A 12,862-nucleotide genomic window follows, 5' to 3' on the forward strand; every position below is an offset into this window, starting at 1 on the left:
TTTTTCGGAAAAGTCCTACAGAGTGTATCCCGATGCTTGGGTAGTCTTGCCGCCACTTGAAGCGACTACCCGGACTTCCACATTGACCGACAAAACCCTGCGCATCCTGATCGCCGACTTGCAGCACTTTCATCGGATGAAGATCGAGCGCCTGTTCAACGGCCTCGATTATTACCGCATTGCACCGGTGCAAAGTCTTGCCGAACTGTTGACTCTGGTCGATTACGGCTGTCAGCCGTTCGATGTCCTGGTGGTCAATGCCGAAGTGGCGAGCGGGATCGCGGATCTGCCCGGTTTTCTGTTCGATCACCCACAAATCCGACGGGCCCTGGTCTATGGTGCGCCGGCGGATTCCACAGGGGTTCCCGGGCATTTCGAGGCAAAGATCATCACCTGCCCTGCAGCGCTGCCTTCATTCGACGAAATCGAACAGTTGATGACCTCGGTCGAAGCATCGCTTGGGCGATCATCGCGTCCACTATCACACATCGGTCTGGCGCGCACCTGTCAGATCTGACAGGTGATTCAGCGTGCACACCGTGCAACAGTTGTAGCGCAGCTACCAATAGTCCCGTTCATGCTGGATCGGTGGCGTCATGTCAGGTATTCGCCCCGGGAGTGGTCATGGGTTCAGTACTGGTTGCCGAAGATCATCCGGTGGTTGTCACTGCCATCAGCCTGCTGTTGCAGGGGTTGGGCTACAAACAGATTCATGTGGCTACCAGCGGTGTCGATGTGGTGCCAATGCTCCGTGAACACTCGCCGGAACTGGTCGTGCTCGACCTGAAGCTCAACGGATTCGGTGGCCTGGAGGTATTGGAACGCATCAGAGCCATCGGGCTGGTCTGCAAGGTGGTGATTTTCACCTCGGCCGAACCTGAACACTATGTGGTGCGCTGTCGACGTGCGGGGGCGATGGCTTTTGTCTCCAAGTCCGCCTCGATGCAGCATTTGCAGAATGCTATCAAGGCCGTCCGTTTGGGCTATAGCTACTTTCCTGAAGTGCCTGTCAATGCCGTGCAATCCGAAGCGCACCGCGATGAGCGAGAGCTGATCGCACTTCTGTCCACCCGCGAAATGGAAATCATGCTGAAGCTGGCCAGAGGTGAGTCCAACAAGCACATCGCTCTGACGATGAACCTCAGTCACAAAACCGTCAGCACCTACAAGACCCGTTTGATGCTGAAACTCGGAGTGAGCTCGCTGGTGGCGTTGGGAGCGTTTGTCAAACGCAACGGCCTGTCTTGATCGGTAGCCTCATGATATGTCCTCTGCGGGCCGTACTTCTGTCGATACTGATGCTTGCAAGCGCAGCGCACGCGACCGGGCCGGCGCAGCGGCTTGAAATCGTCTCCCGCACCCGCCTGGAAGGTGTACAGATTCAACTGGACAAGCAGGATCGGCAGTGGCTGAGCACGCACCCGGTATTGCGCATCGGTGCCTCCTGGCCGGATTACCCGCCCTTTGAACTGACTCGCAAACGACACGAACTGGAAGGCCTCACCGCCGATTACGCCGATGCGATCGCACAGATTTTGAACATCGACGTCGAAGTCTGGTGTTATGCCAACCGCGCAAGCGCGATGGCCGCGCTCAAGGCCGGGGATGTGGACCTGCTGGGTACGTCGAACAACTTTGAAATCGCTGATCCCGACCTGATGCTGTCGCGCGCCTACGCTGAAGATCAGCCGATGTGGGTGACCCGGCTCGATGAGCCGTTGCCGGATGATCTCGCCGGCAAACGTATCGCCATGGTGGAAGACTACTTGCCTGTCTGGACCATCGAGGAGGCTTATCCGCAAGCGATCCTCCAGCGTTACCCCTCGATCCTTGATGCCCTCGGAGCTGTAGCGTTCGGCGACGCTGTTCTTTATCTCGGCGACTTCATCAGCGCCAGCTATCTGATCAACACTCACTTTCACAACGACCTGCAACTGGCGGGGCCCTCGGGCCTTGACGCCAACCCGTTCGGCTTCGCCCTGGCCCGCAGCAACACACGCTTGAAACGTCTGGTCGACAAGGCCTTGCTGGCGATTCCCATGGAACAGCGCCTGGCCATGGAACTGCGCTGGAGCGCCGGTCGCGCCGACATGGCGGCGCAGTCGCGGGTGAGCCTGAGCGACAGCGAGCAACAATGGCTGGATCAGCATCCGGTGATACGGGTCGGCGCTGTCGATGATTTTGCCCCGCTGACATTCTTTGACGCCGATGGCCGCTTCAATGGCCTGGCCGCCCAATTGCTCAACCTGATCAGTCAGCGCAGTGGCCTGACATTCGAGGTGGTGCGCGGTCAGTCGCTGGATCGTCAGGTCGAGCAACTCAGGAGCGGGCAACTGGATCTGCTGCCGGTGATGACACCGAGCCGCCAGCGCGAAACGCAAATGCTGCTTACCCGCTCGTACGCCAATAGCCCCTTTGTCTTGATCACCGATTTGAAGTCACAGGCGCCGCGCAGCCTCGAAGAGATGGCAGGTAGGCGCCTGGCGCTCTACCGCGGTAATCCACTGCGCGATTATCTGTTGGAGCACGTGCCGCAGATCAACCTGATCGAGTTGCCAAGCCCGGCTGACGGCACGCAGGCGCTGCTCGATGGCAAGGCGGATGCGACGTTGAGTTCGTTGCTGGTGGCGCGCTACCAGATCGATCACCAGTTCCGCGATCGTTTGCGCATTGTTTCCACGCTGGGTGATCAGCCGGCCCGGGTCGCCATGGCCACGGCGCTCGATGCCCCGCAGTTGCAATCGATTCTGAACAAGGCACTGCTGAGCATCGCACCCCAGGAAATCGACGGTCTGGTCGCGCGTTGGAGTCGTAACGTGGTGCTGCAAGACAGCTATTGGCAGCGTCATCAAACGCAAATACTGCGCGGGTTTGCAGTGGCGGCGGGGCTGTTGCTGTTGGCGTTGGGCTGGATCGGCTTTCAGCGTCGGCAGATCCGCCAGCGCCAGCAATGGCTACGGCAATTGCAGGAGGCCAAGGACGCGGCCGATGAAGCCAATCGCGCCAAGAGCACGTTTCTGGCGACCATGAGCCATGAAATCCGCACACCGATGAACGCCCTGATCGGCATGCTCGAACTGGCCCTCAAGCGTGCCGATGAAGGCGTGACCGATCGCCAGGCGATCGAGGTGGCGTCCAGCGCCGGGCAGCAACTGCTGGCATTGATCGGCGATATCCTCGACATCGCACGCATCGAGTCCGGGCATCTGTCGCTGGCCCCCGAGCGCGTCAATCTGCATGAAGTGGTGGCGTCAGTGTGTCGGATTTTCGAAGGCCTGGCCCGGCAGAAACAATTGTTGTGGCATGTAGAAATGGATGAGCGCAGCAACGTCGTGGTGATGCTCGATCCCCTGCGGTTCAAACAAGTGCTGTCGAACCTGCTGAGCAATGCAATCAAGTTCACCGAGGACGGCGAGGTGAGCCTGCGCCTGCGCGTGTTCGGCGAACAGGACGGGCTGATTGAAGCGGGCGTGATCATCGAAGACAGTGGCCGAGGGATCAGCGCCGAGGATCAGCAGCGGTTGTTCCGCCCGTTTGTGCAGGTCGGCGATCATCAGTCTGTGGCGCATGGCGGTTCTGGTCTGGGGCTGGTGATCAGCCGCAACCTGTGCCGGATGATGGGCGGTGATTTGTGGATGACCAGCGAACCGGGAAGGGGCACTCAGGTCATGCTGCGAATGGAACTGCCGGTGCTGGCGCCGCTTGTGCAAGAGGCTGCGCCGGCGCCAGTGGCGGCGACGGTCAAGTCGCTGAACGTGCTGGTGGTGGATGACCATCCGGTGAATCGCCTGCTGTTGTGCCGGCAGTTGAGTGAGCTCGGGCATCGCGCTGTTGACGCCGGTGGCGGTGAGGAAGGGCTCGCGCTGTGGCGCGAGCAATCTTTCGATGCACTGATCACCGACTGCAACATGCCGGAATTCAACGGATATGAACTGACAGGGGCGGTGCGTCGGGAAGAGGCTGCCATGGGCAGGACGCCCTGTCTGATCCTCGGATTTACCGCCAATGCACAGATGGAAGAAAAGGAGCGATGCCGCGCGGCCGGGATGGATGATTGCCTGTTCAAACCGGTTCTGCTGCGCGAATTGAGCCTGGCCTTGATGGCCGCCGTCTCCGGGGGTTCGCAGGCCGACAGCGCGGACGATCCGGCACCGGCCGAGTTCGATCTGAGCGCGCTGTTGCAACTGGCGGGCGCGGACAACCCGCTGATCGACCAATTGCGTGAGGAAGTACTGAGCAATCTGCGTATCGACCTGAAGCGGCTGGAAGAGTCAGGCCGTGATCGCGAAGTCTTGCGTGATCTGGCGCATCACGTCACGGGCGGGGCGCACATGATCGGTGCCGAGCGCGTGGTCTCGGCGTGTCGGTTACTCGAGCAAGCCTGTCGTGACGATGAGCCCGAAGCGGCATTGACGGCTGCCATCGATTCGCTGCGCGTGGCCATGCACGACCTCGCGCAGCAGCTTCAGGCCTGATCGGTCAGTCCCACTGCGGCGCGATGCCTTTGGGGCTGGTCAGGCGATGGCCGCGCTCCAGTGTGGCGATCAGCGCCATGTCGGCATCGCTCAGGGTCAGCGCCGTGGCGCCGAGGTTGCCTTGCAGGTTGGCGCGTTTGGTCGACGACGGAATCACCGCGTAACCCGACTGCATCGCCCACGCCAGAGTGACCTGCGCCGGGGTGGCTTGCAGACGCTCGGCGATCTGCACGATCAGCGGATCCTTCAGCACTTCGCCGTAGGCGAGGGTCATGTACGAGGTGATCTGAATGCCCTGACTCTGGGCGAATTCCACGACCTTACGGTTTTGCAGGTACGGGTGCAGCTCGATCTGGTTGGTGGCGATGTTTTGCGCACCGACCGCAGCAATCGCCTGTTTCATCAGGTCGATGGTGAAGTTGGACACGCCGATCTGCCGGGTCAGGCCCAGGCGTTTGGCTTCCAGCAACGCGCCCATGAACTCTTCGACCGGCACTTGATCTTCCGGCGATGGCCAGTGGATCAGCGTCAGGTCGAGGTAGTCGGTCTGCAGCTTTTGCAGGCTTTCCTTGAGGCTTTCGATCAGACGATCCTTGGCGAAGTTGGCGATCCAGATCTTGCTGGTGATGAACAGCTCTTCACGGGCAATGCCGCTGGCAGCGATGGCTGCGCCAACGTCGGCCTCGTTTTCGTAGATCTGTGCGGTGTCGATGACTCGGTAACCAAGTTCAAGGGCAGTGCTCACCGAATCGATGACCACCTGACCTTGCAGGCGAAACGTACCAAGACCGAAAGCGGGAACAGACATGCAGGACTCCAGGGTTGCAGTGGGAATGGGCAGGAGTATCCGCGTCTGATTCCTTGGGAAAAACCGCTGTCGGGGCAAAGTACTGTTGACTGAAAGTCAAGAATCACCGCGATCGATATCGTTCCACCAGTAGAACGATGAGGACGGTTTTGGCTGACTAGTACTAAATACATGACGAATTTATGATCGCTCCATGATCAACCTGATGACGGAGTCCACCATGAAAAACCTGATCGGTATCTACACCAGCCCTCGCGGCCACTGGGTCGGCGATGGGTTTCCGGTGCGCACCCTGTTTTCCTACGACAACCTGGGCAAACACATCAGCCCGTTCCTGCTGTTGGATCACGCCGGTCCTGCGCATTTCACCCCGACTACTGAACGCCGCGGCGTGGGGCAGCATCCGCACCGTGGCTTCGAAACCGTGACCATCGTTTACGAAGGCGAAGTGCAGCACCGCGACTCCACCGGCAGCGGCGGCACCATCGGTCCGGGGGATGTGCAATGGATGACGGCGGCTTCCGGCATCCTGCATGAAGAGTTCCACTCGGAAAACTTCGCCAAAACCGGCGGCAATCTGGAAATGGTGCAGCTGTGGGTCAACCTGCCGGCCAAGGACAAAATGGCCGCGCCGGGTTACCAGACCATTCTGGACAGTGATATCCCGCAAATCGCGCTCAAGGACGGTGCCGGCAGCCTGCGGCTGATCGCCGGTGAGTTCGACGGCCACAAAGGTCCATCCCGCACGTTCACGCCTATCGACGTGTGGGATCTGCGACTGAACACCGGCAAGTTGCTCTCGCTGGATCTGCACGAAGGCCGCAACACGGCGCTGGTGGTGTTGAAGGGTTCGGTTCAGATCAACGGTGGGGAGTCGATGCGCGAAGGGCAGTTGGCGCTGTTCGAGCGTGACGGTGATCGCATCACCCTCCAGGCCAGCCAGGACGCGGTGGTGCTGCTGCTCAATGGCGAGCCGATCGACGAGCCGATTGTCGGCCACGGCCCGTTCGTGATGAACACCGAGCAGGAAATCCATCAGGCCTTCGCCGACTTCCAGTCCGGCCGCTTCGGCCAGATGCACGGCTGAAAATCCCGGCAGGCGCCACGTGCGCCTGCCGTTTTTTTTTGCGCACGCGCAGTAGCGCTCATCCCGCCAAATCAATTACTCCTACACTGAGCCCAATCTGTGCGATCTTCTCGCGATTGGCCCCTGTCGGAGTTGTTTGATGCTGTCTCTGCTCACCGATCATCCGTTGTTTTGCGCCTTGATTCTGATCCTGATCGATCTCGGTCTGTGGCGCCTGATCAGCGCCCACGGCAGCGCATGGAAACTGTTGGTGCGGGTGCTGATTTTTGCCCTGTTCAGCATCCTGCTGTTCAACGAAGGGCTCAACCCGATGGAGCCTGCGCCGTGGGCCGACAATGTGCCGTTGCACCTGGCGGCGACCGGGTTGCAGATCGGCTGGTGGCTGTTCGGCGCGCGCACTCTGACGGTGTTGATCGGTGCGGTGATGATGCAACGGGTCGGGCACACCGGGCGGTTGTTGCAGGATCTGCTCGGTGCGGTGATTTTCCTGATCGCAATCATCGCGGCACTGGCCTATGTGCTGGATCTGCCGGTCAAGGGCGTGCTGGCAACCTCCGGGGCGCTGGCGATCATCGTCGGTCTGGCGTTGCAGAGCACCTTGAGTGACGTGTTTTCCGGGATCGTGCTCAACACCACCAAGCCTTATCAACTGGATGACTGGATTTCCATCGACGGCACCGAAGGCCGGGTCACCGACATCGACTGGCGCGCCACGCGGCTGCAAACCAGTCAGGGCAGCATGGCGGTGATTCCCAACTCGCTGGCGGCCAAGGCCAAGATCATCAACTTCAGCCGGCCGAGCAATATGTTCGGGGTGGCCGTCAGCGTGCAGGTCAGTCCCCATGCGCGGCCCAGCTCGGTGATTGATGCCCTGGAGCGGGCGATGCAGGGCTGCCGCCAGTTATTGGAGAGCCCCGCGCCGAGTGTCGCGCTGAAGAGCTCCAACAGTGCGGGTGCCGAATATGAAATCAGCGGGTTCGTCGCCTCGATGAGCGAAAAGCGCGTGGTGCGCAATCAGCTGTTCGACCTGGTGTTCCGGCACCTGCAGGCGTCCGGGGTCAATCTGCTATCGAGCGATGAGCCCGGCGTGCCGAGCAATCTCTCGCGCCCTCGGGCGTTGCTCGACAGCTCGCCGATTTTCTCCACCCTGCGTCAGGAGGAGAAAGAAACCTTCAGCCAGAACATGACCCTGCAAACCTTCCGCGCCGGCGAGACGATCCTCGCGGGCGGCGAGGTCAGCGATCATCTGTTCATCATCGAGTCCGGCGTGGTCTCGGTGACGCTCAAGCGCCATGGCGCGCCGTTCGAGTCAGGACGGATGGGGCCGGGTGAAGTGATCGGCGAGGCGGGGATTCTGTCCGATACGTCATTGCCGGCCGACTTCTCCGCCAAGACCTTCTGCGCGCTGTATCGCATTGAAAAGTCTTATCTCAAGCCGTGCCTGGACGCTCGTCACGACATCAACGACGCGATGCAGGCGCTGCTCGATTTCCGCCTGCACAAGGCGCAATCCCTGACGGAAGAAACGCCGGTGGCGCTGCCGAAGAAAGGTTTCCTGCAATGGCTGCGCAATCGCGTCTGACTGTTCAGCGCAGGCCGTAATCCGCCAGTTTGCGTTCCAGGTTCAGGCGCACCTGCGGCCATTCGTCATCGATGATGCTGAAGCGCACCGAGTTGCGCTTGCGGCCGTCCGGCATGATGCGTTCGTGGCGGACGATGCCTTCCTGTTGCGCGCCGAGCCGCAGAATCGCGTTACGCGACTTCTGGTTGTTTTCGTCGGTGGTGAACTGCACCCGCACGCAATCGAGCACCTCGAACGCGTGGCGCAGCATCAGGTACTTGGCCTCGGTGTTGACGAAGGTCTTCTGAAATCGTGCCGAAATCCAGCTGCTGCCGATCTCCAGCTTGCGGTTGAGCGGGTCGATCTTCCAGAACCGGGTCGAGCCGATCACCTCGCCGGTTTCCTTCAGTACGATGACAAACGGCATGACCGTTCCCGCCTCACGGCCGTCGAGGGCCTTCTTCAGGTAAGCGTCGACGGTGGTCGCCGACGGCACCACGGTGACCGTGAGGTTCCACAGTTCACCGTCGGCGGCAGCGCGGAGCAGGGCATCGGCGTCGGCGTATTGAAGCGGGCGCAGGATGATGCCCTGGCCTTGCAGCGTGGTTTGCATGTGGGGATTCTCGGCGATCGGGCGAGGGCTTATTACGCCGTACGGGAAGGATCCGACGCAACCGTCGCGGTGGGCGGATGTCAGAGTTTTTATCGGTCATTGGCAGGAACCCGGACGATGAAAAAAATGCGCATTGCCACGTTCAACGTCAACGGCCTGCGGGCCCGACTGCCAAACCTGCTGGAATGGCTCAGGCGCGAGCAGCCGGACATCGCCTGTTTGCAGGAGCTGAAACTGGTGGACAGCGCGTTTCCCGCCGCCGAGCTGGAGGCTGCCGGTTACGGCGCCATCTGGCACGGTCAGGCGTCATGGAACGGCGTGGCGATTCTTGCCCGCGATGCGCAACCGCTGGAGAGCCGGCGCGGTTTGCCCGGCGATCCCGACGATAAACACAGCCGCTACCTCGAAGCAGCGGTGCACGGGGTGTTGGTGGGATGCCTGTACCTGCCCAATGGCAACCCGCAACCGGGGCCGAAGTTCGACTACAAACTGGCCTGGTTCGAGCGTCTGATCAAATACGCCAAGGATCTGCAAAGCAGCGATCATCCGGTGGTGCTGGCTGGCGATTACAACGTGGTGCCTACCGATCTGGATATCTACAACACCCGTTCCTGGCTCAAGGACGCGCTGTTGCAACCGGAGAGCCGCGAGTGCTACCAGCGCCTGCTGGATCAGGGCTGGACGGATTCGTTGCGGCATCTGTATCCCGAAGATCGGCTGTACACCTTCTGGGACTATTTCCGTCAGCACTGGCAGAAGAACTCCGGGCTGCGGATCGACCATCTGCTGCTCAATCCGAAGCTGACGCCTTATTTGCACGAGGCGGGGGTGGATGCCTGGGTGCGTAATGAACCGCATGCCAGTGATCACGCGCCAACGTGGATTCGTATCGATTCGCGTAAAAGACGCTAGCCGGTGATTGGTTAATTCAATTGTCGATTCGAGGCCCGGATCCCGTATACATGGCGACCATCGGCGGAACGATCCGCGCCCCCATGCGAAAGGACCCAGCCATGAGCGAGCCACGCCTGACGAATCTGAAACAGTATCTGCAACGCCTGGGATTCGATGCGCCCCCGGCACCGACCCTTGAAACCTTGCGCCTGTTGCAACTGCGCCATACCGGCGCCTTTGCTTTCGAAAACCTGTCGACGCTGAGTGGCGAACCTGTGCTGATCGATCTGCCCTCCATTGAGCGCAAGGTCCTGAACGACGCCCGTGGCGGTTACTGCTACGAGCTGAACAACCTGTTTCTGGCCTTGTTGCTGGAGCTGGGGTTCGATGCGCGGGGCATCAGCGGGCGCGTGGTCATGAATCAGCCCGAGGGCAGCTGGACGGCGCGCACCCACCGCTTGAGCCTGGTGACCATCGATGGCGTGCGCTACATCACCGACGTCGGCTTCGGCGGCATGGTCCCGACCGCGCCGCTGGTGCTGGATACCGAAGCCGAGCAATCCACCCCGCACGAACCGTATCGCATCGAAGTGCAGGCCGATGGCTACATGTTGCGGGCCAAGGTTGCTGGCGAATGGCGGCCGATGTACCTGTTCGACCTGCAGCGCCAGGAAGACATCGATTACACCCTCGGCAACTGGTACGTCTCGACCCACCCGGACTCACCATTCGCCCAGCGCCTGATGGTGGCGCGTACCGGCGACGGCTGGCGGCGTACGCTGAACAACGGCAGTTTCGCCATTCACCGCATCGGCGCCGAGAGCGAGCGGCGCGAAGTGACAGATGTTGATGAACTGATCGAATTGCTGGAACGGGAATTTGGCCTGCGCTTGCCGCACCAGCCCGGTGCACGAGAGGCTCTGGCGCGCTTGATTCAGCCAAGTTGAATGCTACGGTTTGACGTCCGGTTCCAGTACCCGCCGGATCTCGTTCACGGCCGCCGACAGTTTTTTCTCAAGGCTTTTGAGGTCGGTGGCGGTGATGCCTTGCTTGAATTGCCCGCTGGAATGCTCGAGTTCCTCGGTTGCGCCACGGCTGTTAAGCAATGCGTGGCGCAGGGTGTTGTTGATGACCGTCTGATAGCCAAACCCCTCGCTTTCAGCGACCTCGCGCGCGGCTTCGATCACCGCGTCATCGAGCATGATGGTGATGCGGGTCTTGCCCTTGATCGGCGCGATGGCGCCGCGTTTACCCTGGCTGAAATCGTACTCATCCTTCATTGATCACCTCTGCGCAAAGTTGCCATCGTTCGCTGGGCTCGAATGCGTTGGCAGCATTCTTGCTTTTGTCGAACTGAATCTTGAATGACTTCATTATGCATACTTTATATGTATAAAAGAGTGCGGCCGCGCCGTCGGTCGCCATGAACACTTCAGCCTAGGCGGATAAAACGTGGACTCGATTGGGGATGTGTTGCCGGATTTGTGGGGGATGAAAGTAACGGGATAGAAGGTTGGGTGGCTAGCTAACCATTATGTGACTGACAAGTTGTATACAAGTCTATGGACATTTGTCCTGACTCTTGCATACAGTGTGTGCATAACAAAAACCAGGGAACTCCCCCACCATGAAAACGCCCCATGTTTCACACCAACGGCCCGAGGACGAGAATCTCGGGGTCGGCGCGAATATGGCTTACGGCCTGCAACACGTTCTGACCATGTATGGCGGTATCGTCGCGGTGCCACTGATCATCGGTCAGGCCGCCGGGCTTTCGCCGGCGGACATCGGTCTGTTGATTGCTGCTTCATTGTTTGCGGGGGGGCTGGCCACGTTGCTGCAAACCCTGGGTTTACCGTTTTTCGGCTGTCAGTTGCCGCTGGTGCAGGGCGTGTCGTTTTCCGGTGTCGCGACCATGGTGGCGATTGTCAGCAGCGGCGGGGAGGGCGGCTTCCAGTCGGTGCTCGGCGCAGTGATAGCCGCGTCGTTGATCGGTTTGCTGATCACGCCGGTGTTCTCGCGAATCACTAAGTTCTTCCCGCCGCTGGTAACCGGCATTGTGATCACCACCATCGGCCTGACGCTGATGCCGGTGGCCGCACGCTGGGCCATGGGCGGCAACAGTCACGCCCCTGATTTCGGCAGCATGCAGAACATCGGTCTGGCGGCGGTCACGCTGGTGCTGGTGTTGTTGCTGAGCAAGGTCGGCAGCTCGACCATCTCGCGTCTGTCGATCCTGTTGGCCATGGTGATCGGCACGGTGCTGGCGGTGTTCCTCGGCATGGCGGATTTCTCCAGCGTCACCCAGGGGCCGATGTTCGGCTTCCCGACGCCGTTCCATTTTGGCATGCCGACCTTCCACTTCGCTGCGATCCTGTCGATGTGCATCGTGGTCATGGTGACCCTGGTGGAAACCTCGGCGGACATCCTGGCGGTCGGTGAAATCATCGGCACCAAGGTCGACTCCAAGCGTCTGGGCAACGGCCTGCGGGCGGACATGCTGTCGAGCATGTTTGCGCCGATCTTCGGCTCGTTCACCCAAAGTGCCTTCGCCCAGAACGTCGGGCTGGTGGCGGTGACCGGGATCAAGAGCCGCTATGTGGTGGCGACCGGCGGTATCTTCCTGGTGATCCTCGGCCTGCTGCCGTTCATGGGCCGGGTCATCGCGGCAGTGCCGACCTCGGTACTCGGCGGCGCCGGTATCGTGCTGTTCGGCACCGTGGCGGCGAGTGGTATCCGCACCTTGTCCAAGGTTGATTACCGCAACAACGTCAACCTGATCATCGTCGCCACCTCGATCGGCTTCGGCATGATCCCGATTGCCGCGCCGAACTTCTACGATCACTTCCCGAGCTGGTTCGCGACCATTTTCCATTCGGGCATCAGCTCGTCGGCGATCATGGCGATCCTGCTGAACCTGGCGTTCAACCACTTCACGGCGGGTAACTCGGATCAGCAGTCGGTGTTCGCGGCAGCAGAAGAGCGGACCCTGCGTTATCGCGATCTGGCAGCGTTGCGTGAAGGCGACTACTTCAGCGACGGCAAGCTGCATGACTGCGACGGCAACGAAGTACCGGTGATCGATCCGGATGCAGATCACGGTCATGGCGTACCGAAGGCACATGCCAAGAGCAGCGAGCACGTCTGACCGTTGTCGTTGAACGAAAAGGGCCGATCAGCTGGAAAACTGATCGGCCCTTTTTCTATGTCGCCTTTTTTTCAGCGCCCACAAAAAAGCCCCTGAATCTTTCGATTCAGGGGCTCTGTATTTGGCTCCACAACCTGGACTCGAACCAGGGACCCAGTGATTAACAGTCACTTGCTCTACCAACTGAGCTATTGCGGAATTGGTGCGTATGTTACTGATTTAAAAAGACTAGTCAAGCGCGAGATGTAAGTTTGTTGGAAAGGTCAGGACGGGCGG

Annotated in this window: 11 protein-coding genes and 1 tRNA gene; 8 read left to right on the plus strand and 4 right to left on the minus strand. The window is 60.2% G+C overall.

Going from position 1 to position 12,862, the window contains the following annotated elements; all coding sequences use genetic code 11:
- Window positions 1-82: 82 nt before the first annotated feature.
- From ACEN93_RS26580 to ACEN93_RS26590, 3 genes are all read left to right on the plus strand, one after another.
- The gene (locus ACEN93_RS26580) at window positions 83-517 is read left to right on the plus strand and encodes a chemotaxis protein CheY (protein ID WP_495610704.1); all 435 of its coding nucleotides are present in this window, start codon (window positions 83-85) and stop codon (window positions 515-517) included.
- A gap of 107 nt (window positions 518-624) precedes the next feature.
- On the plus strand, window positions 625-1,248 hold the full coding sequence (locus tag ACEN93_RS26585; protein WP_490841640.1) for a response regulator: 624 nt from the start codon (window positions 625-627) through the stop codon (window positions 1,246-1,248).
- 11 nt (window positions 1,249-1,259) lie between these two features.
- Complete coding sequence (locus tag ACEN93_RS26590) at window positions 1,260-4,475, plus strand: ATP-binding protein (protein ID WP_495610705.1); 3,216 nt, start codon at window positions 1,260-1,262, stop codon at window positions 4,473-4,475.
- 4 nt (window positions 4,476-4,479) lie between these two features.
- Here the strand turns inward: ACEN93_RS26590 and dkgB are convergent, their stop codons facing one another.
- Window positions 4,480-5,283, minus strand: coding sequence for a 2,5-didehydrogluconate reductase DkgB (gene dkgB, locus ACEN93_RS26595; protein WP_074687676.1), 804 nt, complete (start codon window positions 5,281-5,283; stop codon window positions 4,480-4,482).
- 220 nt (window positions 5,284-5,503) lie between these two features.
- Here dkgB and ACEN93_RS26600 point away from each other — a divergent pair, with 220 nt between their 5' ends.
- Together ACEN93_RS26600 and ACEN93_RS26605 are read left to right on the plus strand one after the other, a co-directional pair.
- A complete protein-coding gene (locus ACEN93_RS26600; RefSeq protein ID WP_495610706.1) occupies window positions 5,504-6,370 on the plus strand; it encodes a pirin family protein in 867 nt (288 codons plus the stop codon).
- Window positions 6,371-6,509: 139 nt separating this feature from the next.
- The gene (locus ACEN93_RS26605; RefSeq protein WP_495610707.1) at window positions 6,510-7,952 is read left to right on the plus strand and encodes a mechanosensitive ion channel domain-containing protein; all 1,443 of its coding nucleotides are present in this window, start codon (window positions 6,510-6,512) and stop codon (window positions 7,950-7,952) included.
- 4 nt (window positions 7,953-7,956) lie between these two features.
- Here the strand turns inward: ACEN93_RS26605 and ACEN93_RS26610 are convergent, their stop codons facing one another.
- Window positions 7,957-8,544, minus strand: a complete 588-nt coding sequence (locus tag ACEN93_RS26610) for a GNAT family N-acetyltransferase (RefSeq protein WP_074687678.1) — start codon at window positions 8,542-8,544, stop codon at window positions 7,957-7,959.
- A 117-nt stretch (window positions 8,545-8,661) separates the two neighbouring features.
- On the opposite strand from ACEN93_RS26610, the gene xth reads away from it, so the two are divergent.
- Both xth and ACEN93_RS26620 read left to right on the plus strand, forming a co-directional pair.
- Complete coding sequence (gene xth / locus ACEN93_RS26615) at window positions 8,662-9,456, plus strand: exodeoxyribonuclease III (protein ID WP_039770129.1); 795 nt, start codon at window positions 8,662-8,664, stop codon at window positions 9,454-9,456.
- 101 nt (window positions 9,457-9,557) lie between these two features.
- Window positions 9,558-10,385, plus strand: coding sequence for an arylamine N-acetyltransferase family protein (locus ACEN93_RS26620; RefSeq protein ID WP_039770131.1), 828 nt, complete (start codon window positions 9,558-9,560; stop codon window positions 10,383-10,385).
- Window positions 10,386-10,388: 3 nt separating this feature from the next.
- Here the strand turns inward: ACEN93_RS26620 and ACEN93_RS26625 are convergent, their stop codons facing one another.
- On the minus strand, window positions 10,389-10,718 hold the full coding sequence (locus tag ACEN93_RS26625) for a BrnA antitoxin family protein (protein ID WP_039770133.1): 330 nt from the start codon (window positions 10,716-10,718) through the stop codon (window positions 10,389-10,391).
- 347 nt (window positions 10,719-11,065) lie between these two features.
- Between ACEN93_RS26625 and ACEN93_RS26630 the strand changes: the two genes are divergently transcribed.
- On the plus strand, window positions 11,066-12,586 hold the full coding sequence (locus ACEN93_RS26630) for a nucleobase:cation symporter-2 family protein (protein ID WP_039770135.1): 1,521 nt from the start codon (window positions 11,066-11,068) through the stop codon (window positions 12,584-12,586).
- Between the two features lie 122 nt (window positions 12,587-12,708).
- On the opposite strand, the gene ACEN93_RS26635 is transcribed toward ACEN93_RS26630, so the two are convergent.
- A tRNA-Asn gene (locus ACEN93_RS26635) sits at window positions 12,709-12,784 on the minus strand.
- Between the last annotated feature and the right edge of the window lie 78 nt (window positions 12,785-12,862).

The sequence above is a fragment of the Pseudomonas sp. Pseusp21 genome (genome assembly GCF_059492145.1).

Bases quoted from the DNA above. Each gene is read 5' to 3' on its own strand.
- ACEN93_RS26630 (WP_039770135.1), top strand. From the start codon at position 11,066: ATGAAAACGCCCCATGTTTCACACCAACGGCCCGAGGACGAGAATCTC.
- ACEN93_RS26605 (WP_495610707.1), top strand. From the start codon at position 6,510: ATGCTGTCTCTGCTCACCGATCATCCGTTGTTTTGCGCCTTGATTCTG.
- ACEN93_RS26625 (WP_039770133.1), bottom strand. From the start codon at position 10,718: ATGAAGGATGAGTACGATTTCAGCCAGGGTAAACGCGGCGCCATCGCG.
- dkgB (WP_074687676.1), bottom strand. From the start codon at position 5,283: ATGTCTGTTCCCGCTTTCGGTCTTGGTACGTTTCGCCTGCAAGGTCAG.
- ACEN93_RS26585 (WP_490841640.1), top strand. From the start codon at position 625: ATGGGTTCAGTACTGGTTGCCGAAGATCATCCGGTGGTTGTCACTGCC.
- ACEN93_RS26600 (WP_495610706.1), top strand. From the start codon at position 5,504: ATGAAAAACCTGATCGGTATCTACACCAGCCCTCGCGGCCACTGGGTC.
- ACEN93_RS26610 (WP_074687678.1), bottom strand. From the start codon at position 8,544: ATGCAAACCACGCTGCAAGGCCAGGGCATCATCCTGCGCCCGCTTCAA.
- ACEN93_RS26620 (WP_039770131.1), top strand. From the start codon at position 9,558: ATGAGCGAGCCACGCCTGACGAATCTGAAACAGTATCTGCAACGCCTG.
- ACEN93_RS26590 (WP_495610705.1), top strand. From the start codon at position 1,260: ATGATATGTCCTCTGCGGGCCGTACTTCTGTCGATACTGATGCTTGCA.
- xth (WP_039770129.1), top strand. From the start codon at position 8,662: ATGAAAAAAATGCGCATTGCCACGTTCAACGTCAACGGCCTGCGGGCC.